This window comes from Bradyrhizobium sp. BR2003 (assembly GCF_009720285.1).
In the GTDB taxonomy this organism is placed as follows: Bacteria; Pseudomonadota; Alphaproteobacteria; order Rhizobiales; family Xanthobacteraceae; genus Bradyrhizobium; species Bradyrhizobium elkanii.
Genome location: NZ_SMYJ01000025.1, coordinates 145360 through 171291, shown reverse-complemented (window position 1 = coordinate 171291; position 25932 = coordinate 145360). Strand labels below are relative to the sequence as shown.

19 protein-coding genes are annotated in these 25932 nt (G+C 64.8%); 14 read left to right on the top strand and 5 right to left on the bottom strand.

What is annotated here, in order from left to right; all coding sequences use genetic code 11:
* Positions 1–23 precede the first annotated feature (23 nt).
* A complete protein-coding gene (locus tag E2I15_RS18300; protein WP_422109837.1) occupies positions 24–944 on the bottom strand; it encodes a tripartite tricarboxylate transporter substrate binding protein in 921 nt (306 codons plus the stop codon).
* Between the two features lie 205 nt (positions 945–1149).
* On the opposite strand from E2I15_RS18300, the gene E2I15_RS18295 reads away from it, so the two are divergent.
* The 3 genes from E2I15_RS18295 (at position 1150) to E2I15_RS18285 (ending at position 5303) form a co-directional block, all read left to right on the top strand.
* Positions 1150–2220, top strand: coding sequence for an ABC transporter substrate-binding protein (locus E2I15_RS18295; protein WP_246668024.1), 1071 nt, complete (start codon positions 1150–1152; stop codon positions 2218–2220).
* A 124-nt stretch (positions 2221–2344) separates the two neighbouring features.
* Positions 2345–4444 (top strand): molybdopterin oxidoreductase family protein, encoded by a 2100-nt coding sequence (locus E2I15_RS18290; protein ID WP_137478580.1) that lies wholly within the window; start codon positions 2345–2347, stop codon positions 4442–4444.
* 79 nt (positions 4445–4523) lie between these two features.
* A complete protein-coding gene (locus E2I15_RS18285; protein ID WP_137478579.1) occupies positions 4524–5303 on the top strand; it encodes an enoyl-CoA hydratase/isomerase family protein in 780 nt (259 codons plus the stop codon).
* A 225-nt stretch (positions 5304–5528) separates the two neighbouring features.
* On the opposite strand, the gene E2I15_RS18280 is transcribed toward E2I15_RS18285, so the two are convergent.
* The 3 genes from E2I15_RS18280 to E2I15_RS18270 all read right to left on the bottom strand — a co-directional run bounded on the left by E2I15_RS18280 (position 5529) and on the right by E2I15_RS18270 (position 9813).
* Positions 5529–5957 (bottom strand): GlcG/HbpS family heme-binding protein, encoded by a 429-nt coding sequence (locus E2I15_RS18280; protein WP_028343121.1) that lies wholly within the window; start codon positions 5955–5957, stop codon positions 5529–5531.
* Positions 5950–8928 (bottom strand): FAD-binding and (Fe-S)-binding domain-containing protein, encoded by a 2979-nt coding sequence (locus E2I15_RS18275; protein WP_137478578.1) that lies wholly within the window; start codon positions 8926–8928, stop codon positions 5950–5952. The genes E2I15_RS18280 and E2I15_RS18275 overlap by 8 nt, the downstream gene beginning before the upstream one ends.
* Positions 8929–9060: 132 nt before the next feature.
* Positions 9061–9813 (bottom strand): GntR family transcriptional regulator, encoded by a 753-nt coding sequence (locus E2I15_RS18270; protein WP_137478577.1) that lies wholly within the window; start codon positions 9811–9813, stop codon positions 9061–9063.
* Positions 9814–9945: 132 nt separating this feature from the next.
* On the opposite strand from E2I15_RS18270, the gene E2I15_RS18265 reads away from it, so the two are divergent.
* From E2I15_RS18265 to E2I15_RS18225, 9 genes are all read left to right on the top strand, one after another.
* Positions 9946–11148, top strand: coding sequence for a pyridoxal-phosphate-dependent aminotransferase family protein (locus E2I15_RS18265; protein ID WP_137478576.1), 1203 nt, complete (start codon positions 9946–9948; stop codon positions 11146–11148).
* Between the two features lie 159 nt (positions 11149–11307).
* Positions 11308–12591, top strand: coding sequence for an MFS transporter (locus E2I15_RS18260; protein ID WP_137478575.1), 1284 nt, complete (start codon positions 11308–11310; stop codon positions 12589–12591).
* 129 nt (positions 12592–12720) lie between these two features.
* Positions 12721–13917: a pyridoxal-phosphate-dependent aminotransferase family protein gene (locus E2I15_RS18255; protein ID WP_137478574.1), complete on the top strand. Its 1197-nt coding sequence runs from the start codon at positions 12721–12723 to the stop codon at positions 13915–13917.
* A 47-nt stretch (positions 13918–13964) separates the two neighbouring features.
* Positions 13965–14762, top strand: coding sequence for an enoyl-CoA hydratase/isomerase family protein (locus E2I15_RS18250; RefSeq protein WP_137478573.1), 798 nt, complete (start codon positions 13965–13967; stop codon positions 14760–14762).
* Between the two features lie 947 nt (positions 14763–15709).
* Positions 15710–16696: a Bug family tripartite tricarboxylate transporter substrate binding protein gene (locus tag E2I15_RS18245; RefSeq protein WP_137478572.1), complete on the top strand. Its 987-nt coding sequence runs from the start codon at positions 15710–15712 to the stop codon at positions 16694–16696.
* 135 nt (positions 16697–16831) lie between these two features.
* The gene (locus E2I15_RS18240) at positions 16832–17707 is read left to right on the top strand and encodes an S-methyl-5'-thioadenosine phosphorylase (protein WP_137478571.1); all 876 of its coding nucleotides are present in this window, start codon (positions 16832–16834) and stop codon (positions 17705–17707) included.
* Positions 17708–17747: 40 nt separating this feature from the next.
* Positions 17748–18848: an S-methyl-5-thioribose-1-phosphate isomerase gene (gene mtnA / locus E2I15_RS18235; protein ID WP_137478570.1), complete on the top strand. Its 1101-nt coding sequence runs from the start codon at positions 17748–17750 to the stop codon at positions 18846–18848.
* 76 nt (positions 18849–18924) lie between these two features.
* Positions 18925–19467, top strand: a complete 543-nt coding sequence (locus E2I15_RS18230; protein WP_137478569.1) for a tripartite tricarboxylate transporter TctB family protein — start codon at positions 18925–18927, stop codon at positions 19465–19467.
* 22 nt (positions 19468–19489) lie between these two features.
* Positions 19490–21001 carry a tripartite tricarboxylate transporter permease gene (locus E2I15_RS18225; RefSeq protein ID WP_137478568.1) on the top strand — a complete coding sequence of 504 codons (1512 nt, stop codon included), beginning with the start codon at positions 19490–19492 and terminating at the stop codon, positions 20999–21001.
* A gap of 56 nt (positions 21002–21057) precedes the next feature.
* Here E2I15_RS18225 and E2I15_RS18220 read toward each other — a convergent pair whose 3' ends face one another.
* Positions 21058–22251, bottom strand: a complete 1194-nt coding sequence (locus E2I15_RS18220) for a CaiB/BaiF CoA transferase family protein (protein ID WP_038380817.1) — start codon at positions 22249–22251, stop codon at positions 21058–21060.
* 286 nt (positions 22252–22537) lie between these two features.
* On the opposite strand from E2I15_RS18220, the gene E2I15_RS18215 reads away from it, so the two are divergent.
* Both E2I15_RS18215 and asnB read left to right on the top strand, forming a co-directional pair.
* Positions 22538–24091 carry a lipopolysaccharide biosynthesis protein gene (locus E2I15_RS18215; protein ID WP_137478567.1) on the top strand — a complete coding sequence of 518 codons (1554 nt, stop codon included), beginning with the start codon at positions 22538–22540 and terminating at the stop codon, positions 24089–24091.
* Positions 24092–24093: 2 nt separating this feature from the next.
* On the top strand, positions 24094–25932 hold the full coding sequence (gene asnB, locus E2I15_RS18210; RefSeq protein WP_137478566.1) for an asparagine synthase (glutamine-hydrolyzing): 1839 nt from the start codon (positions 24094–24096) through the stop codon (positions 25930–25932).

Below are 25932 nucleotides of genomic sequence, written 5' to 3'. Positions count from 1 at the left end.
CTCCCGGACTCGCCGTTGCGTGCTTATTGGGGCTTGTCCAATTTCTTGACGACGTCTGCCCACTTCACGATATCGGCGCGCAGGAATGCGTCGAATGCTTCCGGCGTCATGGTCATCGGCGCCGCGCCCTGCGCGGCCCAGAGCTTCTCGACCTCCGGCCGCCTGATCGCCGCGTCCACCGCCGCGTTGAGCTTGTCGATGATCGGCTTCGGCGTGCCCGCCGGGGCCATCAGGCCGAGCCAGATCGTTGCCTCATAGCCGGACACGCCCGCCTCGATCACCGTCGGAACGTCGGGCAGCACCGTCGAACGAGTCTTGCCGGTCGTCGCGAGCGCTCGCACCTGGTTTTCGGCGACATTCGGCGCCATCGCCGGCACGGCATCGATCATCATCTGGACCTGGCCGCCGATGACGCCGCCGCGGGCTTCGCCGCTGTTGCGGTAGGGCACGTGCACGACGTCGATCCCGGCCATGGCTTTGAACAGCTCGCCCGCCATGTGATACGGCGTGCCTTGACCTGACGACGCATAGTTCAGCTTTCCGGGCTGGGTCTTTGCGAGGGCGATGAACTCCTGCAAGGTCTTTGCCTGCACGGCGGGGTGGACCACGATCACGAGATCCGAGGTGTTCAACGCCGCGATCGGTGTCAGGTCGCGCATCAACTCATATTTGCGCTGCGGTACCAGCGATTCGTTCGCGGTCTGGGTGTTCGACATCATCAGAAGGGTGTAGCCGTCGGCCGGTGCCTTTGCGACCTCGAGCGTGCCGATCACGCCGCCGGCGCCGGTGCGGTTTTCCACCACGAAGGGCTGGCCGAGGCTTTCCTGCAAGATGCCGCCGATTTGTCGCGCGACGACGTCGGCCGGACCGCCGGGACCAAAGGGAACGATGATCCTGACCGGCCGTGCAGGATAGTCTTCGGCGTCAGCGTATGAGCCTGCCATGGACACGGTCAGCAACGCCGCGACAAACACCAAGGCGTATCGCAGGCTCGCCATTGACTGAATCCCCCAACTTTAGTCTTGTTTCTTGATCAGAAGTCTAGCTGCAACTTGAAGCTTCTGTCGACGACAGACTCCGTTTTCGCGCATCGGAATAAGTGCGGGGGGACGGTGTACTCAAACTTCGCCATCGCGTGCGGGGAATCATATGAGGAAACATCCTGGGCTATCGCGCCGCGACATGCTGAAGGGCTCGAGCGCGGTGCTGGCTGGGGCCGCTCTTTCAACGCGCGTGATGGCCGCCGCGCCACCTGCGGAGCCGGTGACGCCGACGTTGATCGAGGCGGCGAAGAAAGAGGGGCAGGTCGTCTATTACACGTCGACCGATCTGCCGGTTGCCGAGAAGCTGGCAAGGGCATTTGAAGCGAAATATCCCGATATCACCGTGCGCGTCGAACGCACCGGCGCGGAGCGTGTGTTCCAGCGGATCGGCCAGGAATATTCCAGCAACATTCATGCCGTCGATGTCGTCAATTCCTCCGACGCCGCACATTTCATCGTGTGGAAGCGCGACGGCATTCTCGCGCCCTATGTTCCGGAGGAGGTCGCGAAATACTATCCCGAGGAGCATCGCGACGCGGACGGGCAATTCGCAAGCTTCCGGGTCTGGCTTTCGATCATTGCTTACAACACCAATCTCGTGAAGGCCGAGGAGGCGCCCAGGAGCTTTGCCGATCTGCTCGATCCGAAGTGGAAAGGCAAGATCGTCAAGGCGCATCCCGGCTACAGCGGCACCATCATGACCGCGACCTATCAGATGCAGCGCGATCTCGGCTGGAGCTTCTTCGAGAAGCTCGCCAAGCAGAACATCATGCAGGTGCAGTCCTCGACGGATCCACCCAAGAAGCTCGATCTCGGCGAGCGTGCTGTCATGGCCGACGGCAACGAATACAACATCTTCCAGATGAAGGAGGCCGGCCGCCCGGTCGAGCCGGTCTACGCCACCGAGGGCTCGCCGATCATCGTCGGCCCCAACGGGATCTTCAAGGACTGTCCGCATCCGAATGCCGCCAGGCTGTTCCAGTCCTTCGCGCTCGGGCGCGAGGGCCAGCAGCTCAATGTCGAGATCGGCGGCCTCAGATCCGTCCACGCGCAGGCCAAGGAGAAGGCTGGACGCAGGCCGCTAAAGGACATCAAGACGATGAAGGACGATCCGGTGGCGGTGGAGCGGGAAGGGGAATCGATCAAATCGCATTACACCCGCATCTTCCGCGTCTGATGGGGCAGCTCGGCCAATAGCTGCCCATCCGGGCGCTAGCCGCATGGCACGTGCCCGGATTTCGCGCGGACTGGGTCAATAATGCCCCTCGGCGGAGGGGGCATTTGATGTTACCAATTTGGCCATGAACCAGCATGCCAAGGTCGATATCCGCCATTCCACCTGCCCGCACGACTGCCCCTCGGCCTGTGCGCTCGACGTCGAGGTGATCGAGGGCCGCTCGATCGGTCGAGTCAGAGGCTCCAAACAGCAGACCTATACGGCCGGCGTGGTCTGCGCCAAGGTGGCGCGCTATGCCGAGCGGATTCATCATCCCGAGCGGCTGATGTATCCGCTGCGCCGGACCGGCCCGAAGGGCTCCGGCCAGTTCGCGCGGATCTCCTGGGGCGAGGCGCTGGACGAGATCGCGGCGCGATTCGATGCCGCGGAGCGGGAGTTCGGCGCCGAGTCGGTCTGGCCTTACTATTACGCTGGCACCATGGGGCTGGTGATGCGCGACGGCCTCAACCGGCTGTCGCATGTGAAGAAGTATTCACGCTTCTACGGCACGATCTGCGCGACCATCGCGCGCATCGGCTTTGCCGCCGGGACCGGCAAGATCGCCGGCGTCGATCCCCGCGAGATGGGCGTCTCCGACCTCGTCGTGATCTGGGGCACCAATCCGGTGAATACCCAGGTCAATGTGATGACGCATGCATCCCGCGCGCGCAAGGAGCGCGGCGCGAAGATTGCGGCGGTCGACGTCTACAACAACGAGACCATGAAGCAGGCCGACATCAAGATCCTGCTGCGGCCGGGCACCGACGGCGCCTTCGCCTGCGCTGTGATGCATGTGCTGTTCGGCGAGGGATTTGCCGATCGCGATTATCTTGCGCGCTATACCGACTGCCCGGACGAGCTGGAGGCGCATCTGAAGACCCGCACGCCGGAATGGGCTTCAGCGATCTCGGGCGTGCCGGTCGAGGAGATCGAGGCATTCGCGCGGCTGGTCGGAACGACCAAGCGCTCGTTCTTCCGTCTTGGCTACGGGTTCACCCGCAGCCGCAACGGCGCCGCCCAGATGCACGCTGCGTCGTGCATTCCCGCCGTGACCGGCGCCTGGCAATATGAGGGCGGCGGCGCGTTCTTCAACAATGCCGCAATCTGGCGTTTCGACGAGTCGATCATCGAAGGCCACGACGCGATCGATCCCTCGACACGCGTGCTCGATCAATCCAAGATCGGCCGTATCCTGACCGGCGATGCCGAGGCGCTGCGCGGCGGCGGGCCGGTCAAGGCGATGCTGATCCAGAACACCAACCCGATGACGGTGGCGCCCGAGCAGGCTCTGGTGCGCCAGGGCTTTGCCCGCGAGGATCTGTTCGTCGCGGTGCACGAGCAGTTCATGACCGAGACGGCCCAGATGGCCGATATCGTGCTGCCGGCGACGATGTTCATGGAGCACGACGACCTCTATTACGGCGGCGGCCATCAGCACATCTCGGTCGGCCCGAAGCTGATCGATCCGCCCGGCGAGTGCCGTTCTAATCACGAGGTGATGCAGGGGCTCGGCCGCAGGCTCAATGCCGTGCATCCCGGCTTCGACATGACGCCGCGGCAGCTGATTGATGCGACCTTGAAGAAGAGCGGTCACGGCACGATCGAGGCGCTGGAGGCCGACATTTGGCGCGATCTGCAGCCGGATTTCCGCACCTCGCATTATCTCGACGGCTTTGCCCATCCCGACAAGAAGTTTCACTTCAAGGTCGATTGGGGCAAGGTGCCGGTCGGGGCGGGCGGGCTGATGGGCGCGTGGGACAAGATGCCCTCGCTGCCCGACCACTGGACCATCATCGAGGAGGCGGACGCGCAGCATCCGTTCCGGCTCGCGACCTCGCCGTCCCGCAGCTTCCTCAACACCAGCTTCAACGAGACGCCGTCGTCGCAGGCCCGCGAGGGCGTGCCGACCGTGATGATCCATCCCGACGATGCGGCCGACCTGTCGATCGCCGATGGCGATGCGGTGACGCTCGGCAACATGCGCGGCGAGACCACGCTGACCGCGAGACTGTTCGATGGCGTTCGCCGCGGCGTGCTGATCGCCGAGTCGATCCATCCGAACAAGTCCCATATCGGCGGGCGCGGCATCAACATGCTGACCGGGGCGGAGGCCGTCGCACCGCTCGGCGGCGCCGCATTCCACGACAACAAGGTCTGGATCCGGAAGGCATCGGCCGCCGCATAAATCCTGCTTGCAGTCGGCGCCGATCCTGCCGCAAATGTCCGCTGGCAACGGCGCACGGCTAAGAAAACAGGCAGGAAACATGACCGACAACAGCGTTCTTCTCGAAAAGCGCGGGCAGGCGTTCTGGATCACCATCAACCGCCCGGACAAGCGCAACGCGCTCAATGCCGGTGTGATCGCGGGCATCGCGAAGGGCTATCGCGAAGCGCATGATGACAAGGACGTCCGCGTCATCGTGCTGACCGGCGCTGGCGACAAGGCGTTCTGCGCCGGCGCTGATCTGCAGAACAGCGGCGCGGCATTCTCGATGGATTTCTCGCGCCCCAATGTCGACTATGCCGACTTGCTGCGGCTGTCGCAGAGCGCGACCAAGCCCGCGATCGCGCGGGTCGGAGGCGTCTGCATGGCCGGCGGCATGGGACTGTTGTGCATGACCGACATGGCGGTGGCTGCCGATGGCGTGATCTTCGGCCTGCCCGAGGTGAAGGTCGGCGTGTTCCCGATGCAGGTGCTGAGCCTGCTGCAATCGATCGCCCCGCCGCGCCTCGTCAACGAATGGGCGCTGACCGGCGAGCCGTTCGATGCCAGGGCCGCGCAGGCTGCGGGTCTGCTCAACTATGTGGTGCCGGCGGCCGAACTCGACGCCAAGGTCGATTGGCTGATCGGCCGCATCGTCGACAAGTCGCCGACGGCGATCCGCCGCGGCAAATACGCGATGCGGGCGATCGCCTCGATGTCGTTCGATGAAAGCATCGCCTACACCGAAAGCCAGATCGCGCTGCTCGCGATGACCGAGGATGCCAAGGAAGGTCTCAAGGCCTTCGGCGAGAAGCGCAAGCCGACCTGGACCGGGCGCTGAACGGCGGACTCTGCTTCATCTCGCCCACGTGCGGGGAGGGCTCATTGCCAAAATATCGAAAACAACCCCATGCAAAGTAACGGGGGGCTGCCGGCGTTCGACACGGCCACTTGACACGTCGGGCAAATCAGCGGCACTGTTCTATTATTCCGAAATCGCAAGCGCGCCTCGCCCCAGCCCTCTCCCCGGGAGAATGGGGTGAGGGAGCGCGATGCACATTGCGCGTTAGCCCGCGTTGGGCTTCAGGCCGGCGGCTTCGATGCCGGCCACGGCGCAGATCTCGTCATTGTCCGAGGTGTCGCCGCTGACGCCGACGGCGCCGAGCAGGGTCGTGCCGTCCATGATCAGGACGCCGCCGGGGACCGGCACCATCCGGCCCTGCGCCAGCGTGTTCACGGCGTCGACGAAATAGGCCTGCTCCTGCGCGCGCTGAAACAGCGCCCGCGATCCCATCCCGAGCGCCAGCGCGCCATAGGCCTTGCCGTGGGCGATCTCGGCCCGCATCAGGCTGGTGCCGTCCTGCGCGGCCGTCACCTTCACCGCGCCGCGCGCGTCGAGGATGGTGACGACCAGCGGCTTGAACTTCTTCTCGACCCCCTTGGCCAGCGCGGCATCCAGAATCTTGCGGGCAATTTCGAGAGTGAGCTCAGCCATGGGCCTCTTCCTTTGTCGGTAACAATCTGTCGGAATTCGATTTCGCACGTTTCAGGCTCATCGCCAATACGCTGGCGACATGCAGCGGCGTCCGCCCGCTGCCGTCCTTGATCTGGTGCCGGCATGAGGTCCCGTCGGCCACGATCAGCGTGTCCTGATCGGCGCTGCGGACCGCGGGCAGCAGCGACAGCTCGGCCATCTCGATCGAGGCCTGATAGGTGTCCGCGCCATAGCCGAACGCGCCGGCCATGCCGCAGCAGCTCGACTCGATGGTCTTGACGTCGAGGCCCGGCACCAGGCGCAGCACCTTCTCCACCGGCTTGAACGCGCCGAAGGATTTTTGGTGGCAATGGCCGTGCACGACCGCTTTTCCGGCGACCGCGCCGAGCGGCAAAGTGAGGCGCCCGGCCTCGGCCTCGCGCACCAGGAATTCCTCGAACAGCAGCGCGTGCGCGCTGACGGTCCTGGCGGCCTCATCCGAACGCAGCGACAGCAGCTCGTCGCGCAGGGTCAGCAGGCAGCTCGGCTCGAGACCGATGATCGGCACGCCGCGGGCCGCGAACGGGACGTAGGTCGCAACCAGCCGGTCGAGCTCGGCGCGGGCCTGCTCCACCAGTCCGGCGGACAGGAACGTCCGCCCGCAGCACGGCGGCCGCCCGCCCTCCGATGGCCTCGGCAGATGCACGCGATAGCCGCCGGCGACCAGCACCTCGAGCGCGGCGTCGAGATTCTCGCGCTCGTAGCCGCGGTTGAACGTATCGGCGAACAGCACCACTTCGCGGCCATCCACCGGGCCCAGCACCTCGGCGTCGGGCCGGAACGTGTCGCTGCGAAATTCCGGCAGCGCGCGCTTGGCGCTGATCCCGGCGAGCTTCTCGAACAGCGCGCGCAGCAGCGGGCTGCGGTTGCGCCAGTTCGCGATCGGGGCAAAGCGCGAGGCGAGATCGAGATAGCGCGGCAGGTAGCCGACCAGCCGGTCGCGCAGCGACAGACCGTGCGTCGCGGCGCGCGCGGCCAGCACCTCGATCTTCATCTTGGCCATGTCGACACCGGTCGGGCATTCATGGCGGCACGCCTTGCAGGAGACGCAGAGCTTCAGCGTCTCCATCATCTCGTCGGAGGCGAGCGCGTCCGCACCCAACTGGCCCGAGATCGCGAGCCGCAGCGTATTGGCGCGGCCGCGCGTGACGTCCTTTTCATTGCGCGTAGCACGATACGACGGGCACATCACGCCGCCTTCGAGCTTCCGGCAGGCGCCATTGTTGTTGCACATCTCGACGGCGCCCTGGAAGCCGCCGCCGGCGCCGGGATAGGCCGACCAGTCGAGCACCGTCTTCAAGTCGCCGACGCGATAATCCGGCGCGAAGCGGAACAGCGAACGGTCGTCCATCTTGGGCGGATCGACGATCTTGCCCGGGTTGAGCGTGTTGGTCGGATCGAAGCGCTGCTTGACCTCGCGGAAATCGGCCACGATGCGCTGCCCGAACATCGCTTCGTGGAATTCCGAGCGCACCAGGCCGTCGCCGTGCTCGCCGGAATGCGAGCCCTTGTATTCGCGCACCATCGCGAAGGCTTCCTCGGCAATGGCGCGCATCGCCCTGACGTCCTTCTCGAGCTTGAGATTGAGCACGGGGCGCACATGCAGGCAGCCTTCGGAGGCATGCGCATACATCGTGCCGCGGGTGCCGTGCCTGGCGAACACCGCATTGAGCCGCTCGGTGTAATCGGCGAGATGCGGCAGCGGCACCGCGCAATCCTCGACGAACGAGACTGGCTTGCCTTCCTGCTTCATCGACATCATGACGTTGAGGCCGGCGGCGCGGAAATCGGCGATGCCGTTTTGCAGCGCGGGCTCGACGATCTCGACCACGCCGCCCCATTTGCGCTGCGGCTTGTCCCAGCCGAAGCCGAGGTCGGCCATCAGCTCGCCGAGCTGCTTGAGACGGGCGAGATTGTCGGCCTGGTCCTCTTCGGCGAACTCGACCACCAGGATGGCGTCCGGATCGCCGCGCACGGCCGCCGAGATGATCGGCTGGAACATCGCGATCTCGCGACCCAGCGCGATCATGGTGCGGTCGACCAGCTCCACGGCAATGGGCCGCAGCTTGACCAGATGCTGGGCCGCATCCATCGCCTCGTAGAAGCTGCCGAAATGGCAGACGCCGAGCGCCTTGTTGCGGATCACCGGCCACAGCTTCAGCTCGACCTGCGTCGTGAAGGCGAGCGTGCCCTCCGAGCCGACCAACAGATGCGCCAGATTGTTCGGCGCGTTGCGCGGTACCAGCGCGTCGAGGTTATAGCCGCCGACGCGGCGCTGCACCTTGGGGAATTTGTCCGCGATCTCGAGCGCCTCGCGCTCGCCGAGATCGAGCATGTCGCGAAACAGCTTCAGTCCGCTGTCGGACGAATTGACCCGCGTCAGGTCGCGCGGCACCTCGCCGAAATGCAGCAGCGTGCCGTCGGCGAGCGCGGCATCCATCGACAACGTGTTGTCACGCATGGTGCCGTAGCGCAGGGAGCGGCCGCCGCAGGAATTGTTGCCGGCCATGCCGCCGATCGTGGCGCGCGACGCGGTCGAGACGTCGACCGGAAACCACAGCCCGTGCTTCCTGAGTTGCCGGTTGAGATCGTCGAGCACGATGCCGGGCTCGACCACGCAGGTCCGATCCTCGACGTCGAGCGAGAGGATCCGGTTGAGATGCTTGGACAGGTCGACGACGATGCCGTCATTGACGGTCTGGCCGCATTGCGAGGTGCCGCCGCCGCGCGGGGTGACGATCCGCCCGGCGTCGCGCGCGATCGCAAGCGCCCGCAGCGCCTCGTCGACGGTTCGCGGCACCACCACGCCGGCCGGCATGATCTGGTAGAACGAGGCGTCGGTCGCATAGCGGCCGCGGTTGAAGGCGTCGAAAAACACGTCGCCGGTCAGTTCGGACCGCAGGCGCTGTTCGAGCGAGGAGGCGTTCTTCATCCCAGATCCGATGTGATCCATGACGCGACCTTGGCTGCTCATGGATTATGCATTCTCTCGACGTGAGAATTACATTATGAATTCATAATGGGCAAGGTTGGCTGCCCTCCAGCCATCCTAGTGCCGGCCCCTTTAGTCGTTCTGAGGCGTCGTCTCCAGGCCGCTGTCCGGCCCCTCCGCGAGGTGATCGATGGCGGCGGCTCGCTTGTTGCGCAGGTGCTGGAACAGGACGTCGCTGAGCTCGCTTGCCGCGCGCCGGCGCAGCGCATCGAGGATCGCCTCGTGCTCGCGCATCGCCTCGGCCCAGCGCTGCCGCTTGCGGGCGAAATTGGCGGAATAGCGGACGCGGCGGATGCGGCCGGCGAAGTTGGCGTAGGTGGCCTTCAGCGTCTCGTTGCGCGCGGCCGCAACGATGCTCTCGTGGATTTGCTGGTTGGTCTGGAAATAGCCGTGCATGTCGCGGTGCAGATAATGGCCGTACATCTCGTAATGCAGCCGCTCGATCGCGACGATTTCCTCGTCGGTGATGATCTCGCATGCCAGTCGTCCGGCGAGGCTCTCGAGCCCGGCCATGACGTCGAACAATTCCTCGAGGTCGCGTGGGCTGAGCCGGCGCACCCGCGCGCCGCGGTTGGGCAACAGCTCGATCAGACCCTCGGCGGCCAGCACCTTGAGCGCTTCGCGCAGCGGCGTCCTGGAAATGCCCAGCATTTCGCAGAGTTGCCGCTCTGGAACGCGGGCGCCCTCGGGAATGTTGCCTTCCACCACATAGTCGCGGAGCCGCAGCAGGATCTCGCCGTGAAGTGAGGCCTCCTGGCGGTCGCTGCCATTGCCGGCGGCGGGCGGGGTAATCGGAACCCCGGCTTCGGGAATCGCGGATTTCATATTCTGAACAATAATTTGCCGGCGCGGCCGCGTCGACGCTTTCAATCGAGTACCAAAATTGGATTGAAAAGACAAAAAATGAATGCAAAATAGCTCGCCGAGAAGCCGAAATCCGGCGATTGGGAGGTTCTCATGCATCAAGGGCGCCATTTTCTGCAGATTCCAGGGCCGAGCCCGGTCCCGGATCGCATTCTTCGCGCGATGGACATGCCGGTCATCGACCACCGCAGCGCCGAATTCGCCGAGCTCGGCCGGGCCGTGCTCGAAGGCAGCCAGAAGGTGTTTCAGACCAAGGGGCCGGTGGTGATCTTCCCGTCGTCCGGGACCGGCGCCTGGGAGGCCGCGATCGTCAACACACTGTCGCCGGGCGACAAGGTCCTGATGGTCGAGACCGGCCACTTCGCCACCCTGTGGCGGCAGATGGCCGGCCGCTTCGGCATCGAGGTGGATTTCATGCCCGGCGATTGGCGCCGCGGCGCCGACCCCGCCCAGATCGAAGCAAGGCTTGCCGCCGACACGGTGCACAGCATCAAGGCGGTGATGGTCGTCCACAACGAGACCTCGACCGGCGCGACCAGCCGGATCGCGGACATCCGTGCCGCGATCGACCGCACCTCGCATCCGGCGCTGTTGATGGTCGACACCATTTCCTCGTTGGGCTCGGTCGATTACCGGCATGACGAGTGGAAGGTCGACGTCAGCGTCAGCTGCTCGCAGAAGGGCTTCATGCTGCCGCCCGGCCTCGGCTTCAACGCGATTTCGGAAAAGGCCCGCGCCGAGTCGCGCACCAACCGGATGCCGCGCTCCTATTTCGACTGGGAGGAAATGCTGAAGCCGAACGCCAAGGGCTTCTTCCCCTACACGCCGGCGACGAACCTGCTCTACGGGCTACGCGAGGCCATCGCGATGCTGCTGGAGGAGGGGCTCGACAATGTGTTCGCCCGCCATCAGCGGCTGGCTGCCGCCACGCGCGCCGCCGTCAATCAGTGGGGGCTCGAGGTGTTATGCCAGGAGCCTTCGGAATTCTCGCCGGTGCTGACCGCGGTGATGATGCCGCCCGGCCATGATGCCGATCTGTTCCGCAAGGTCGTGCTCGACAATTTCAACATGTCGCTCGGTGCCGGCCTGTCGAAGGTGGCGGGCAAGGTGTTTCGCATCGGTCATCTCGGCGAGTGCAACGAGCTGACGCTGCTTGGCGCGCTGACCGGCGTCGAGATGGGGCTGTCGGTCGCCGGCGTGCCGCATCGCTCGGGCGGCGTCGAGGCCGCAATGCGGCTTCTCGAGCAGCGCGACCAGCGCAACGCGTCGTCGCATCTGAAGGTGGTCAGCACTTAGAGCGTTTTCGAGCGAAGTGGACGCCGGTTCGCGTGAAGAAAACGCGTCAACAAAAATCCAGAGCTTCGGTTCCGATTCAATCAGAACCGAAGCTCTGGCAGCCACGGCATCCGCAGCGCAACGAACTCAGAACAATCGCGGATCGGGGGAGGGGATGATATGAGGCTTCGGTTCAAGGCCACCCATGTCGTGTTGGCCATGCTCTGCGTGATGTACTTCATCACCTATGTGGACCGGGTGAACATCGGCACTGCGGCCGGCGAAATCCAGAAGGAGCTCGGCCTGTCCAACACCGAGCTCGGCCTGGTGTTCTCGGCCTTCGCCTATCCGTACCTGCTGTTCCAGGTGATCGGCGGCTGGGTCGGCGATCGCTTCGGGCCGCGCCAGACCCTGTTCTGGTGCGGCATGATCTGGGCGGCCGCGACCATCATGACCGGCTTTGTCCATGGTCTTGCCGCGCTGTTCGTCGCGCGTTTCGCGCTGGGGTTCGGCGAAGGCGCGACGTTTCCGACCGCGACGCGCGCGATGCAGTACTGGACGCCGGCGAACCGCCGCGGCTTCGCACAGGGCCTGACGCATTCATTCGCGCGGCTCGGCAATGCCATCACCCCGCCGGTGGTCGCGCTCCTGATCCTCTGGCTGACCTGGCGCGGCGCATTCGTCGTGCTCGGCGTTGTCAGCCTGATCTGGGGCATTGCGTGGGTCTGGTACTTCCGCAACGAGCCGAGGGACCATGGCTCGATCACCGCGGCAGAGCTTGCGACATTGCCGCCGCGTCCGCAGGGCGAGCGGCCGAAGGTGCCGTGGGGACCGCTGCTGCAGCGGATGTGGCCGGTGACGCTGACCTATTTCTGCTACGGCTGGTGCCTGTGGCTCTATCTCAACTGGCTGCCGCTGTTCTTCAAGAACAACTACAGCCTCGATCTCAAGAACTCGGCGCTGTTCGCATCCGGCGTGTTCTTTGCCGGCGTCGTCGGCGACAGCATCGGCGGCGTCATCTCCGACCGCATTCTCGAGCGCACCGGCAATGTGCGGCTGGCGCGACTCAGCGTGACGGTCGTGGGCTTCGCCGGCGCGCTGCTGTCGCTGATGCCGATCCTGTTCGTTCACGACATCACGGTGGTGGCGCTCTGCCTGTCGGCCGGCTTCTTCTGTGCCGAGCTCGTGATCGGGCCGATGTGGTCGATCCCGATGGACATCGCGGCAAAATATTCCGGCACCGCGGCCGGAATCATGAACACCGGCTCGGCGTTCGCGGCCATCGTCTCGCCGCTGGTCGCCGGCTTCGTCATCGACGCCACCGGAAACTGGTACCTGCCGTTCCTGATGTCGATGGGCCTGCTGCTGGTCGGCGGCTTCTCGGCGTTCCTGATGCACCCCGAGCGGCCGTTCGAGGAGACCGGCGAACCGGTGGCGCCGGGCAAGGTGGTGGCCGCCGAATAAGGCGCTGCCGGCCCCGGCGGAGCGCCGTCAGATATGCATGACGGACCCCCGCCGGGCCTAGGACAAACCCGGCGAATAATGATATGCGAGCGGCTCACCACGACCAAGACGAGACCGGGAAAGACGCTCATGACCGTGCATACTGGAAGGCATTTTCTGCAGATTCCGGGACCGACCAACGTGCCGGACCGGGTGCTGCGGGCCATGGATATGCCGACCATGGACCATCGCGGTCCCGAGTTTGCCGAGATCGGTTTTGCCGTGCTTTCTGCGATGCAGCGTGTGTTCCGGACCAAGCAGCCCGTGATCATCTACCCGTCGTCGGGGACCGGCGCCTGGGAGGCCGCGATCGTCAACACGCTGCAGCCCGGCGACAAGGTTCTGATGTGCGAGACCGGCCAGTTCGCCGTGCTGTGGCATGGCATTGCCGACAAGTTCAAGCTCGACGTCGATTTCATCGCGGGTGACTGGCGCCACGGCGCCGACCTCGAGCAGATCGAGGCCAGGCTGTCCGCCGACAAGTCGCACAAGATCAAGGCCGTCTGCGTCGTCCATAACGAGACCTCGACCGCCTGCGTCACCTATCCGCGCGACGTCCGCAAGATCCTCGACACGCTGAAGCATCCGGCGCTCTTGATGGTCGACACCATCTCCGGGCTCGGCTCGCTGGAATACGAGCATGATGCCTGGGGCATCGATGTCTCCATCGCCGGCTCCCAGAAGGGGCTGATGCTGCCGCCCGGCCTCGGTTTCAACGCCGTGTCGGAGAAGGCGCTCGCCGTGGCCAAGGCCAATCCGGGTATGCGCTCCTATTGGGATTGGCAGGAAGTCATCAACATCAACAAGGCCGGTACCTGGCCGTATACGCCGGCGACCAACCTCCTGTTCGGCCTGCGCGAGGCCGTGAAGATGCTGGAGGAAGAGGGGCTCGAGAACGTCTTCGCCCGCCACAAGCGCCACAGCGAGGCGACGCGCGCGGCGATCAAGGTCTGGGGCCTCGAGACGCAGTGCCAGGAGCAGGGTGCGCACTCGCCGGCGCTGACCGCGGTGCGGGTGCCTGACGGCCACGACGCCGACCACTTCCGCAAGGTTGTGCTGGAGAATTTCGACATGTCGCTCGGCACCGGCCTCAACAAGGTCAAGGGTAAGGTGTTCCGGATCGGCCACATCGGGCACTTCAACGATTTGATGTTGATGGGCACGCTGTCCGGCGTCGAGATGGGCCTTGATCTGGCCAAGGTGCCGCATCGCGGCGGCGGCGTGCTGGCGGCGATGGAAGTCCTGAAGGGACGCGAAGCTTCGCAGGCGTCCAAGGCAGTGGCCTAGAGAGCCGTCGCCTGAAATCGAATCGCAAACAACAGAAAGAGCGAGACATGAACGCGCCCGTCACTCCGACCGAAGACCTGATCTATTCCGTCGAGGACGGGATCGCGCGCATCACGTTCAACCGGCCGCAGGCGCGCAATGCGCTGACCTTTGCAATGTACGAGCAGATGGCGGCGATCTGCGAGAACATCAATCAGGATCACTCCATCAAGGCGCTGATCATGACCGGTGCCGGCGACAAGGCGTTCGCCTCGGGCACCGACATCTCGCAGTTCCGCGCGTTCAAGACGGCGCAGGATGCGCTCGACTATGAGGCGCGGATCGATCGCGTGCTGGGTACGCTCGAGCAGTGCCGGGTGCCTGTGATCGCGGCGATCGCCGGCGCGTGTACCGGCGGCGGCGCCGGCATCGCTGCCTGCTGCGATATCCGGATCGGTACCGAGGCGACGCGGATCGGCTTCCCGATCGCGCGCACGCTCGGCAACTGCCTCTCGATGTCCAACATCTCGCGGCTGGTGTCGCTGATCGGTCCGGCGCGGACCAAGGATCTGATCTTCAAGGCGCGCCTCGTCGAGGCACCCGAGGCGCTGGCGCTCGGGCTGTTGAACGAAGTCGTCCCCGATGTGGAAACGTTGCAGCGCCGCGCCACCGAGACGGCGAAGCTCGTCGCCGGCCATGCGCCGATCACGCTCGAAGTAACCAAGGAAGCGGTGCGCCGCATCCGCCGTACGCTGTCGCGCGAGGAGGGCGAGGACCTGATCCTGCGCGCTTATATGAGCGAGGATTTCCGCGAGGGCATGGACGCCTTCCTCAACAAGCGCGCGCCCAACTTCAAGGGCAAGTAACGGCTGCGCTCAATCACTGAGTTGCCCGACGGGTCAAGCCCCCGAAGCAGAAATATTTCGCTTTATCCGAAGACTAGCTCAGGGCTATAGAAATAGCCGTCTCACCCGACCGAGGGCGCTGCGCATCGTCACGGGTGTTGCGGTGAGATACGGTGGACGCCGAGTGTGCAACTGACGAGTTCGCATGCGGCGGACGGCGAAGTCGCGCAGACCTGACGCCCTAGCGGCAGGTGTCTTTTCACAAAACGCGAGTGCGTCTTGTGAAGACGGTGACAAAAAAGCCCAGTCTCACCGGGGCGAGCACGTATAAGCCGAAACCATCGCGCAGGGAAAGCCGGGTTGTATCCGGTTACACCTGTGGTCCTACCCCCGAACTTTCTATCCTATGCTCCCATGGGTGCGATCGGCACCCGGCTTTCCCGGCGCCCTCTTCAAAGTGAGAGGGCGAAACGAGAGCAAGACTCGGACGGTTCATGTCGCGAGGATGCGGAAGCATGACTCACAAGCGGGCCGGGCAGGCTTGCGTCCGATATTCTTTCTTCTGTTTGGTGTGAGAGGTCTTGAAGAGTTGGAGGCCCGCACCGCGCTATCCGCCGCGATCACCTCGTCCAACATCTCTGGATACAGTGTCGCTTGATAGCGCGACTGCCCGACGACGTGTCCCATCCGGCCCTCCGAATCAGCCTCTCCCTCCAAAATCCAGCATCACAGCGTGGTTTTTGCACGGCCTGTTTCGCCGGGACGACGATTGGAGAAATCGCGAGTTCAACTCCGTCCTGGGCACTTTGGCGCGTCCGGCGGCTCGCAAACGACACCCCGCCTCATTCCAAAGTCATAGGCCATGCGGCAGTTCGCGACTTGAACTCACCTTCATTCTCGGCACAATGACGCGAGCCCGCCACCTCGCAGGTTTTGCCAAGCCGAACAAAGAGATAGGGAAGAAACACGTGGGACAGTTTGTAAAAACCACGGCTGCAGTCGCGGCCCTGCTGCTGAGCACGCCAGCCTTTGCCGGCTGGGAGCCGAGCAAGCCGGTCGAAATCGTGGTCGCGGCCGGTGCCGGCGGCGCGTCAGACCAGATGGCGCGCATGATGCAGGCGGCGATCCAGAAGAACAATCTGATGAAGCAGCCGATGGTGGTGTCGCTGAAGGGCGGCGCGTCGGGTGCGGAAGCGCTGATGTACATGAAGTCCAGCGAGGGCGATCCCAACAAGGTGCTGATCGCCTATTCGCTGATCTACATGCTGCCGCTGTCGGCCAAGATTCCGTTCAACTGGCGCGACCTCACCCCGGTGTCGGTGATCGCGCTCGACCAGTTCGTGTTGTGGGACAACGCCTCCGGCCCGAAGACCGTGAAGGAGTTCATCGGGGCCGCGAAAGCGGCGAGTGCGCCGTTCAAGATGGGCGGCACGGGCTCCAAGCGCGAGGATCACGTGCTGACCGTGTTCATGGAGCAGAAGACCGGCGCAAAATTCTCCTATCTGCCGTACAAGTCCGGCGGCGAGGCCGCGACCCAGCTGGTCGGCGGCCACACCGAGTCCAACGTCAACAATCCGAGCGAGAACCTCGAAGTCTGGCGCGCCGGACAGGTTCGCGCGCTCTGCGTGTTCGACAAGGAGCGCATCTCCTACAAGACCAAGGTCACCGACACGCAATCCTGGAACGACATCCCGACCTGCAAGGAGGAGGGGCTCGACGTACAGTATCTGATGTTGCGCGCGATGTTCCTGCCGGGCAAGGTCACGCAGGAGCAGCAGGCGTTCTATGTCGACCTGTTCCAGAAGGTGACGCAGACGCCGGAATACAAGGACTACATGGAGAAGCAGGCGCTGAAGCCGATCTTCCTCACCGGCAAGGACATGGTCGAGTTCCTCGAGGATGACGACAAGCAGAATGCCTCGCTGATGAACGCGGCAGGGTTCGTCGCAAAATAGCGGTCGCGGTCCGGAATTGCCTTGCAAGCGGCGGCGGCGCAGTGATTACTGCGCCGCAGTATGGCCGAACGTCCGGCGAGCCCGATCGGGCTGGGTCACCCCTCCGGCGCCGTTGCGGGACCGTGAGGAGCGATCATGACCAAGGCCGTGTTGGGGATCATCGGTGGATCCGGCATCTACGATCTGCCGGGCCTGGAAAACGTTCGCGATGAGGCGATCACAAGCCCCTGGGGCGAGCCGTCCGCGCCGCTCCGCCGCGGCGAGATGGCGGGACTCCCGATCGTGTTCCTGCCGCGCCACGGCCATGGGCACGCGCTGTCGCCCTCCGACATCAACTATCGCGCCAATATCGATGTGCTGAAGCGGGCGGGGGTCACCGACCTCGTCGCGCTGTCCGCGTGCGGCTCGTTCAAGGAAGAGCTGCCGCCGGGCACTTTTGTATTGGTCGACCAGTTCGTCGATCGCACCCACAAGCGCGAGAGCTCGTTCTTCGGCAGGGGCTGCGTCGCGCATGTCTCGATGGCGCATCCGGTGTCGCCGTTGCTGGCGAGGCATCTCGCCGCCGCGGCCGAGGCCGAAGACATCGCCTTCGCCCGCGGCGGCACCTATCTCTGCATGGAGGGGCCGCAATTCTCCTCGCTCGCCGAAAGCCTGACCTACAAGGCGCAGGGCTATTCGGTGATCGGCATGACCAACATGCCGGAAGCCAAGCTCGCCCGCGAGGCCGAGATCTGCTACGCCAGCGTGGCGATGGTCACCGATTTCGATTGCTGGCATCCGGCGCATGATGCCGTGACGGTGCAGGATATCATCCGCGTGCTGAATTCGAATGCCGAGAAGGCAAAGGCGCTGGTCGCGCGGCTGGCGCGGGATTTCCCGCGCGCGCACGAGCCGTGTCCGGTCGGTTCGGATCGGGCGCTGGACACCGCGCTGATCACGGCGCCCGCGGCCCGCGATCCGCAGCTGCTGGCCAAGCTCGATGCCGTCGCCGGACGGGTGCTACGGTCGTGAAGAAGTCCTCTAGCGAGCGCGCGACGCGAAGGGCGTGGGCATGAAAGTCGATGGACGACATTTTCGCAGCATCTGGCTCGAGCCCGACGGCTGGTCTGTCGGCGCGATCGATCAGCGCCGGCTGCCGCATGAATTCATCGTCGCCAAACTCACCACCGCGGACGAGGCCGGCGAGGCGATCCGCTCGATGCTGGTCCGGGGCGCGCCGCTGATCGGCGCGACCGCCGCCTATGGCATAGCGCTTGCGATGCGCGCCGATGCCTCCGACGCGGCGCTCGAGCGCGCCGGCAAGATGTTGCTTGCGACCCGGCCGACCGCGGTCAATCTGAAATGGGCTGTTGACGAGATGCAGCGCGCGCTGGCGCCGCTCGCGGCTTCGGCCCGCGCCGAGGCGGCCTATGCCCGCGCGCGCGAGATCGCCGACGAGGATGTCGAGATCAACCGCGAGATCGGCCGTCACGGGCTCGGCCTGATCGAGACGATCGCCGCGACCAAGAAGCCGGGCGAGGTGGTGAACGTCCTGACGCATTGCAACGCCGGCTGGCTTGCAACCGTGGATTGGGGAACGGCGACTTCGCCGATCTACCAGGCGCACGATCGCGGCATTCCGGTCCACGTCTGGGTCGACGAGACGCGTCCGCGCAATCAGGGCGCCTCACTCACCGCCTGGGAACTCGGTCACCACGGCGTGCCGCACACCGTGATCCCCGACAACACCGGCGGCCATCTGATGCAGCATCGCATGGTCGATCTCGCGATCGTCGGGACCGATCGCGTCGCCGCCAATGGCGACGTCTGCAACAAGATCGGGACCTATCTGAAAGCGCTCGCGGCCCACGACAACAGCGTGCCGTTCTATGTTGCGCTGCCGTCGCCGACCATCGACTTTAGTATCGATGACGGCGTCAGGCAGATTCCGATCGAGCAGCGCGCGGCCGCCGAGGTGACGCACCTCACGGGACGCACGGCGGATGGCCGGATCGAGACCGTGCGCGTGGTTCCGGACGGCTCGTCGGTCGCTAATTTCGGCTTTGATGTGACGCCGGCGCGGCTGGTGACCGGATTGATCACCGAGCGCGGCGTTCTCAAGCCGGAGCGTGTTGCACTTGCGAGCGCCTTTCCCGAACGTTCCACTGTTTAGCTGAAGGCTGCATTGACGGTGGTTGCATCAGCACGCTATCCCAATCGTTGCCCTCGCAACCCAGACCGTCTCATCCATGTCCAACACCGAACTTGAGATCGTCGTCGACGATCCGACCGCACCTGAAGATAACTCGCCGGCGGTCGTCAGCACCGGCGTCGTCGACGTCGTCGTGTCGCTGCTGTTGCTTGCGCTCGCCCTGGTGCTCGGCTGGGACAATTGGCGCACCGGCGCGTCGTGGGACTCGACCGGTCCGCAGCCGGGCTATTTTCCGTTCTACCTCTCGGTGATCCTCGGCGGTGCCAGCCTCTATGGTCTCGGCGCGGCCTTTCTTTCGCGCCGGGAAGCGGCCGAGACCTTTGTCACCCGGGCGCAGCTTCGCCGGGTGATGGCGGTGTTCGTGCCGACATTGCTGTTCTGCCTCGCCACCCAATATCTCGGTCTCTACGTCGCGAGCTTTCTCTTGATCGCAGGCTTCATGCGCCTCGTCGGCAAGATCGCGCTGTGGAAGTCGCTGCTCACCGCCTTCGTCTTCACCGCCGCGATGTTCATAACGTTCGATGTCGCGTTCGACGTCATCATGCCAAAGGGGCCGCTTGAGTCGGCTCTCGGCCGCTAGTCAACCGACAGGATTTCGAAACATGGAAGCCTTCGGTCTCCTGCTGCACGGCTTTGCCGTCCTGCTGACGTGGAAGACGCTGCTGTTGATGATGGTCGGCCTGGTGCTCGGCATCTTCGTCGGCGTGCTGCCCGGGCTCGGCGGCCCCAACGGCGTCGCGATCCTGCTGCCGCTGACCTTCACCATGGATCCGACCTCCGCGATCGTGATGCTGTCGTGCATCTACTGGGGCGCGCTGTTCGGCGGCGCCATCACCTCGATCCTGTTCAACATCCCGGGCGAGGCCTGGTCGGTCGCGACCACCTTCGACGGCTATCCGATGGCGCAGCAGGGCAGGGCGGCCGAAGCGCTCACCGCGGCGTTCACCTCGTCCTTCGTCGGTTCGCTGGTCGCGGTGCTGCTGATCACCTTCCTGGCGCCGATGATCTCGTCATTTGCGCTGAGGTTCGGCCCGCCGGAATTCTTCGCCGTCTATCTCCTGACCTTCTGTTCCTTCGTCGGCCTCGGCCGCGAGGCCAAGCACAAGACGGTGATCTCGATGTCGCTCGGGCTGCTGCTCGCCGGTGTCGGCATGGATACGGTGTCCGGGCAGCTGCGCATGACGTTCGGGTCCGCGGAGCTCTTGCGCGGCATCAACTTCCTCGTCGCTGTCATCGGTCTGTTCGGCATCAGCGAGATTCTGCTCACGATGGAGGAGCGCCTCGCGTTGCGCGGACACGCCGCCGGCATCAGCCTGCGCGTCGTGCTCTCGGTGTGGAAGGACCTGCCGAAATACTGGGTGACGCTGCTGCGCTCGTCGGTGATCGGCTGCTGGCTCGGCATCACGCCGGGCGGCGCGATCGCGGCCTCCTTCATGGGCTACAACCTCGCCAAGCGCTTCGCCAAGGATCAGGAGAGCTTTGGCAAGGGCCGGATCGAGGGCGTGTTCGCGCCGGAGACCGCCGCGCATGCCTCGGGCACCTCGGCGCTGCTGCCGATGCTGGCGCTCGGCATTCCCGGCTCGGGGACCGCTGCGATCCTGCTCGGCGGCCTGATGGTATGGGGCCTCAACCCGGGGCCGCTGCTGTTCGTGGAGCACAAGGATTTCGTCTGGGGCCTGATCGCCTCAATGTATCTCGGCAATGTCGTCGGCCTGGCGCTGGTGCTGACCACGGTGCCGATCTTCGCCTCGATCCTGCGCGTGCCGTTCGCGGCGGTAGCGCCGATGATCGTGGTGTCCTGCGCGATCGGCGCCTATGCGATCCAGAATGCGATGTTCGATATCTGGCTGATGCTGGGCTTCGGCGTCGTCGGCTACGTCTTCAAGAAGATCGGGATTCCGCTCGCGCCGTTCACCCTGGCATTGGTGCTCGGCAACCGCGCCGAGGATGCGTTCCGCCTCTCGATGATCGGCTCCGGAGGCGACTTGAAGGTGTTCTGGTCGAACGGCCTGGTCGGCACCATCACGACGCTGGCGATCGTGCTGCTGTTCTGGCCGGTGATCGACAAGGCGTTCGTCGGGCTCGGACGAATGCTGCGGCCTGCACGGGCGTAGTGGCGGTCCGGGATCTGGCGACCTCGAACCGCTAGGGCGTTGGTGGTTTGATACCGTCAGACCACCTTGCGCTGACGGAGCTCGGCGATCTCATCCTTGCCGAAGCCGAATTCGGCCAGCAGCTCTTCGGTCTGCTCGCCGAACTCCGGCGGCCGGGCGGCCATCCTGCTCGGCGTCCGCGACAGCGTCACCGGCTGGCTGACTAGCTGGATCTGCCGGTTCTCGTCATTGGGCACGTGCTGGGCCATGCCGAGATGCTTGACCTGGGCATCCTCGAACATCTGGTCAATCGAGTAGATCGGCCCGCACGGCACGCCGGCGGCGTTCAGCTCCTGCACCCAGGTCTCGGTCGATTTCTTCTCGGTCAGCGCGCCGATCCTCGCGTTCAGCGCGTCGCGGTTCTTCGAGCGCGCCGGGGCGGTCGCGTAGTCGGGGTCGGTGATCAGCTCGGGCGCGCCGATCGCCTGTGCGCAACGCTCCCAGATCCGCCCTCCCGTCGTGGCGATGTTGATGTAACCGTCGGAGGTCTTGAACACGCCGGTCGGGATCGAGGTCGGATGGTTGTTGCCGGCCTGCTTGGCCACTTCCTTTTCCATCAGCCAGCGTGCCGCCTGGAAATCAAGCATGAAGATCTGGGCCTGCAGCAGCGAGGTCTGCACCCACTGGCCTTCGCCGGATACGTCGCGTTCCAGCAGCGCGGTGAGGATGCCGATCGCACAGAACAGGCCCGCGGTGAGGTCGGCGACGGGAATGCCGACCCGCATCGGTCCGCCGCCGGGCGCGCCGGTCACCGACATCAGCCCGCCCATGCCCTGGGCGATCTGATCGAAGCCCGGGCGCTTGTGATAGGGGCCGTCCTGGCCGAACCCGGAGATGCTGCCATAGACGATCCGCGGGTTGATCTTGCGGATGCTCTCGTAATCGATGCCGAGCTTGGCCTTGACGTCCGGCCGGAAGTTTTCGACCACGACATCAGCCTGTTCGGCCAGCCGCTTGAACACCTCGAGCCCCTTGGGGTCCTTGAGGTTCAGCGTCATAGCGCGCTTGTTGCGGTGCAGGTTCTGGAAATCGGACCCGCCGCGCGGGCCACCCGGCTGCTCGCCACCGCCGTCCTCCAGAAGCGCATCGATCTTGACGACATTGGCACCCCAATCGGCGAGCTGACGTACACAGGTCGGCCCAGACCGGACCCGGGTCAAATCCAGCACGGTGAATCGGGAAAGAGCTTGGGATGCGCGGGGAAAGGGCATTTAGACACCTCTTGTTGGGCGGGCCGCCCGGGGGCTTCAGCCCATCTGCCATAGACAATTTGGCAGGCCTTTCCAACTGTTACCCGGATCACAAACAGGACTGGAAACAGCCAGCGATGGTTCCGTGGAGATCGGCTCCTGCCTTGTCCTTGCCCTGCGATGCCTTGCCGTCCGCCAACCCTCGACAATCACTGCGCCGGCTGCTAGCCCGTCGCCAGGCCGAATGGGTTTTGCCCTTACGGAAGAGGCACTTGGGGCGTATCGGAGCGATGGACCGAAAGTGGGCATGGCGGTGAAAAAGGGTCCATCCCATCTGCTCGGTAACTCGGCATGGAACGCGACTGCCTTCGCGGTCGCGGTGCTGCTCAACCTCGCGATCCTGCCGTTCGTGATTTTCCGGCTTGGTCTCGCCGCGTTCGGTGTTGCGGGTCTGGTGACGGCCTGTGTCGCGCCGGCGCTGATGTTCAGCAATGCGCTTGGTCTCTCGACGGCGCGCGAGCTCGCGCAAAGGCTGGAGCCGTCCGATCGCGACCTGGCACGGCGATTTTTCGCGACCGCTCTCGCGCTCGCCATCGTCCTTGGCGGCCTGATCGCGGCGTTGCTTGCCTTTGCAGGAGCGCCACTCGCACGACTGGGATTTCACCTGGGCGGCCCGGCCGCCGACGACCTCGGGCTCGCCTTCGCATTGGCCGGCGCCGGTTGGCTGCTCCAGTGCTTGTTCGCCGTCTTCCTCTCGCTGTTCACGGCGCGCCAGGACTATCGGCGGATCGCGTCGATCAGCATCACGGGCACGGTGGTGACGACGATCTCGATGCTGCTGCTGATTCCGTACGCGCCGCGGGCCTCGACGTTCCTCGGCTGTCAGGCCTTGGGCTTTGCGACAAATCTCGTGATGGCGTTCGCCTGGTCGCGCCACGCCATCAGCGACTGGCTGGCGCGGCCGGCGCTCGATCGCGGCGCGCTGCGTGCGCTGGTCAAGCTTGGCGGTTGGCAGTTCGCGGCGCAAAGCGGTGCGCTGTTCGCGGGGCAGGCGGACCGCTATCTGCTCGGCGCGCTGCTGCAGCCGCAATTCGTCGGCTTCTACAGCGTCGCGCAGCGGCTGGAGGAGGCGGTCTACATCGGCGTGTTGAAGATCGGCGAGATCTTGTTCCCGTTCTTCAGCACCCTGCAGAGGGAGGATGACGATCGCAAGGTCGACCTCCTCCTTCGCTCGTCCTGGATTCTCAATGTGCTTGCCGCGAGCGCGCTGGGCGGCCTGATCCCGGTCGCAGGCGCATTGCTGCACCGATGGACTGGCGCCGAGGTCGCCGCCGAGGCCCAGCTGGTGCTGGTGGTGCTCGCGATCAGCGGAATATTGGGGTCCAGCGCCAATGTGTTTGCGTTCTATCTGCTGTCGCAGGGCCGCTCCAGTTCCAACGCGCTGATCTCGCTCGTTACGGGCATCTTCACGCTGGCGACCAGCGCCGTCGCGTTGCCGTATTTCGGCTGGCAGGCGGCCGGTTGGAGTTCCTGCGTCGGGATGGTCGCCCAGATGGTGATCACCGTGCTGTTGCTGCGGCGAACCTTCCGCCTTTCAGATATGTGGTCACGGATGTTGCATTTCGTATTGATCCCGCTCGGCACGGGAGTAGCCATCGCGCTGGCGCTGCGTTCGCAGTTCGGCCACGCGTCATTCGACCACGCGCCGTCATGGTGGTATGTGGTGTCGCTCTACGGCGTGTCGGCTGCGGCGATCTTTGTCGCCGCCGTCGCGATGTCGCAGCTCGGTCCCTATCGCGCCGTTTGCTGGCGTGATCTCCACGTCATCAGCAGTCGCTTCCTGCCCTTCAAGGCTATCTAGACATGTGCGGCATCGCAGGCATCGTCAATCTGCGCGGCGCTCCCGTGGAGCCGGCCGACATCTCGCGGCTCACCAATTTGATCGCGCATCGCGGTCCGTTCGGCGAGGGCACCTGGTTCAATGCCAAGCGAAACGTCGCCTTCGGCCATCGCCGGCTCGCCATCATCGATCCCGGCGAGGGCGGCTATCAGCCGATGGTGTCAGGCGATGGCCGCCATGTGATCGTCTACAATGGCGAGATCTACAACTTCCTCGAATTGCGCCGCGAGCTCGAGGCCAAGGGCGCGGTTTTCCGCAGCCAGTCCGATACCGAAGTGATCCTCGCCGCCTGGCAGGCATGGGGCGAGGACATGCTGCTGCGCTTCAACGGCATGTGGGCGCTGGCGATCTACGACACCGTTACCGGTGATCTGTTTTTGGCTCGCGATCGCTTCGGCATCAAGCCGATGCTGTATGCGTTGTCATCCGAGCGGTTCGTGTTCGCGTCCGAACAGCGGGCGCTGGCGCGGAGCGGGCTGGTTGAGACGTCGCTCGATATCGACGTGGCGCGGCGGCTGTTGCTTGACCCGTTCGGGATCGAAGGCAGCGAGCGAACCCTGTTCGCGCAATTGCGCCGCCTGCAGGGCGGCCACTGCATGTGGTTGCGCCAGGGGCGTATGCAGGTGCGCCGCTGGTGGCGGACCGTGGATCACCTGCCGGCGATTCCGGATACCGAGGCCGAACGCGTCGAGCGCTTTCGCGAACTGTTTCAGGATTCCGTCGCGCTGCGGATGCGCAGCGATGTTCCGATCGGGACCTGTCTGTCCGGCGGCTTCGATTCGTCCGCGGTGATCTGCGCCATGGCGACCCATGAGAAGGCCGGCATGGGACCGCGGGACTCGACGGCCTGGCGACACGCCTTCGTCGCGACGTTTCCCGGCGCCAGCAATGACGAACGGCCGATGGCTGAGGAAGCGGCCGCGTGGGCCGACGTAGCACCGAGCTTTCTCGAGATCGGGCGCTCCGACGCGCTCACCGACCTTGACCGGATTCTCGACGACAATGACGACGTCTATATCGGGCTGCCGAGCGCGCCGTGGCTGATCTATCGCGAGCTCCGGCGCCAGAACGTCACCGTGTCGCTCGACGGCCACGGCGCGGACGAATTGATGGGCGCCTACCTGCAGGAAGGGCAGTCGGCCGCATTCCGGATCCGGAACGCAGCAGCCGCGCTCACCTCACGATCGCAGCTGGCGCAGCGCGGCATCGACTTCCTGCGGGCGCAGATGATCAGACGCGAGGGGCACTACTTCCTGCGTGGAGGCGCTGCGGCCGCTCCTGCGCCGCTGCCGCTGGTCGCCGAGGATGACGAATTGCCTGATACATGGGGCGCGTTGAACCGGCGCCTCTACCGCATGTTCCATTCGACCACGCTGCCTACCATTCTGCGCAATTTTGACCGGCTCTCGATGGCGCATGGGATCGAGGTCCGCATGCCGTTCATGGACTGGCGGCTGGTCACCTACACGATGGCGTTGCCCGAAACGAGCAAGTCGGCTGATGGCCTGACCAAGGTGGTGGCGCGGCAGGCGATGGCGAACCTGATGCCCGAAAGCATCCGCACCGCGCGCCGCAAGGTAGGCTTCAACTCGCCGATGCCGGAATGGCTGAACGGGCCATTGGCGGGCTGGACGGCAGAGCTGCTCGAGCGGAATGTTCCGGCATTCGCCGAGTTCGTCGACGAAGCACCCCTTCGAAACGCGGTCGGCCGCTTGACGACGTCGCAGAGCTGGGATTGGAAGAGTGTCGGCCGGATCTGGCCCTATTTGAACATGAAATGGATGTTGGCAAGGTCCGCGTAA

Bases quoted from the DNA above. Each gene is read 5' to 3' on its own strand.
- E2I15_RS18260 (WP_137478575.1), top strand. From the start codon at position 11,308: ATGAGGCTTCGGTTCAAGGCCACCCATGTCGTGTTGGCCATGCTCTGC.
- E2I15_RS18285 (WP_137478579.1), top strand. From the start codon at position 4,524: ATGACCGACAACAGCGTTCTTCTCGAAAAGCGCGGGCAGGCGTTCTGG.
- mtnA (WP_137478570.1), top strand. From the start codon at position 17,748: ATGAAAGTCGATGGACGACATTTTCGCAGCATCTGGCTCGAGCCCGAC.
- E2I15_RS18280 (WP_028343121.1), bottom strand. From the start codon at position 5,957: ATGGCTGAGCTCACTCTCGAAATTGCCCGCAAGATTCTGGATGCCGCG.
- E2I15_RS18275 (WP_137478578.1), bottom strand. From the start codon at position 8,928: ATGAAGAACGCCTCCTCGCTCGAACAGCGCCTGCGGTCCGAACTGACC.
- E2I15_RS18220 (WP_038380817.1), bottom strand. From the start codon at position 22,251: ATGCCCTTTCCCCGCGCATCCCAAGCTCTTTCCCGATTCACCGTGCTG.
- E2I15_RS18240 (WP_137478571.1), top strand. From the start codon at position 16,832: ATGACCAAGGCCGTGTTGGGGATCATCGGTGGATCCGGCATCTACGAT.
- E2I15_RS18250 (WP_137478573.1), top strand. From the start codon at position 13,965: ATGAACGCGCCCGTCACTCCGACCGAAGACCTGATCTATTCCGTCGAG.
- E2I15_RS18265 (WP_137478576.1), top strand. From the start codon at position 9,946: ATGCATCAAGGGCGCCATTTTCTGCAGATTCCAGGGCCGAGCCCGGTC.
- E2I15_RS18215 (WP_137478567.1), top strand. From the start codon at position 22,538: ATGGCGGTGAAAAAGGGTCCATCCCATCTGCTCGGTAACTCGGCATGG.
- E2I15_RS18255 (WP_137478574.1), top strand. From the start codon at position 12,721: ATGACCGTGCATACTGGAAGGCATTTTCTGCAGATTCCGGGACCGACC.
- E2I15_RS18225 (WP_137478568.1), top strand. From the start codon at position 19,490: ATGGAAGCCTTCGGTCTCCTGCTGCACGGCTTTGCCGTCCTGCTGACG.
- E2I15_RS18270 (WP_137478577.1), bottom strand. From the start codon at position 9,813: ATGAAATCCGCGATTCCCGAAGCCGGGGTTCCGATTACCCCGCCCGCC.
- E2I15_RS18300 (WP_422109837.1), bottom strand. From the start codon at position 944: ATGGCAGGCTCATACGCTGACGCCGAAGACTATCCTGCACGGCCGGTC.
- E2I15_RS18290 (WP_137478580.1), top strand. From the start codon at position 2,345: ATGAACCAGCATGCCAAGGTCGATATCCGCCATTCCACCTGCCCGCAC.
- E2I15_RS18295 (WP_246668024.1), top strand. From the start codon at position 1,150: ATGAGGAAACATCCTGGGCTATCGCGCCGCGACATGCTGAAGGGCTCG.
- E2I15_RS18230 (WP_137478569.1), top strand. From the start codon at position 18,925: ATGTCCAACACCGAACTTGAGATCGTCGTCGACGATCCGACCGCACCT.
- asnB (WP_137478566.1), top strand. From the start codon at position 24,094: ATGTGCGGCATCGCAGGCATCGTCAATCTGCGCGGCGCTCCCGTGGAG.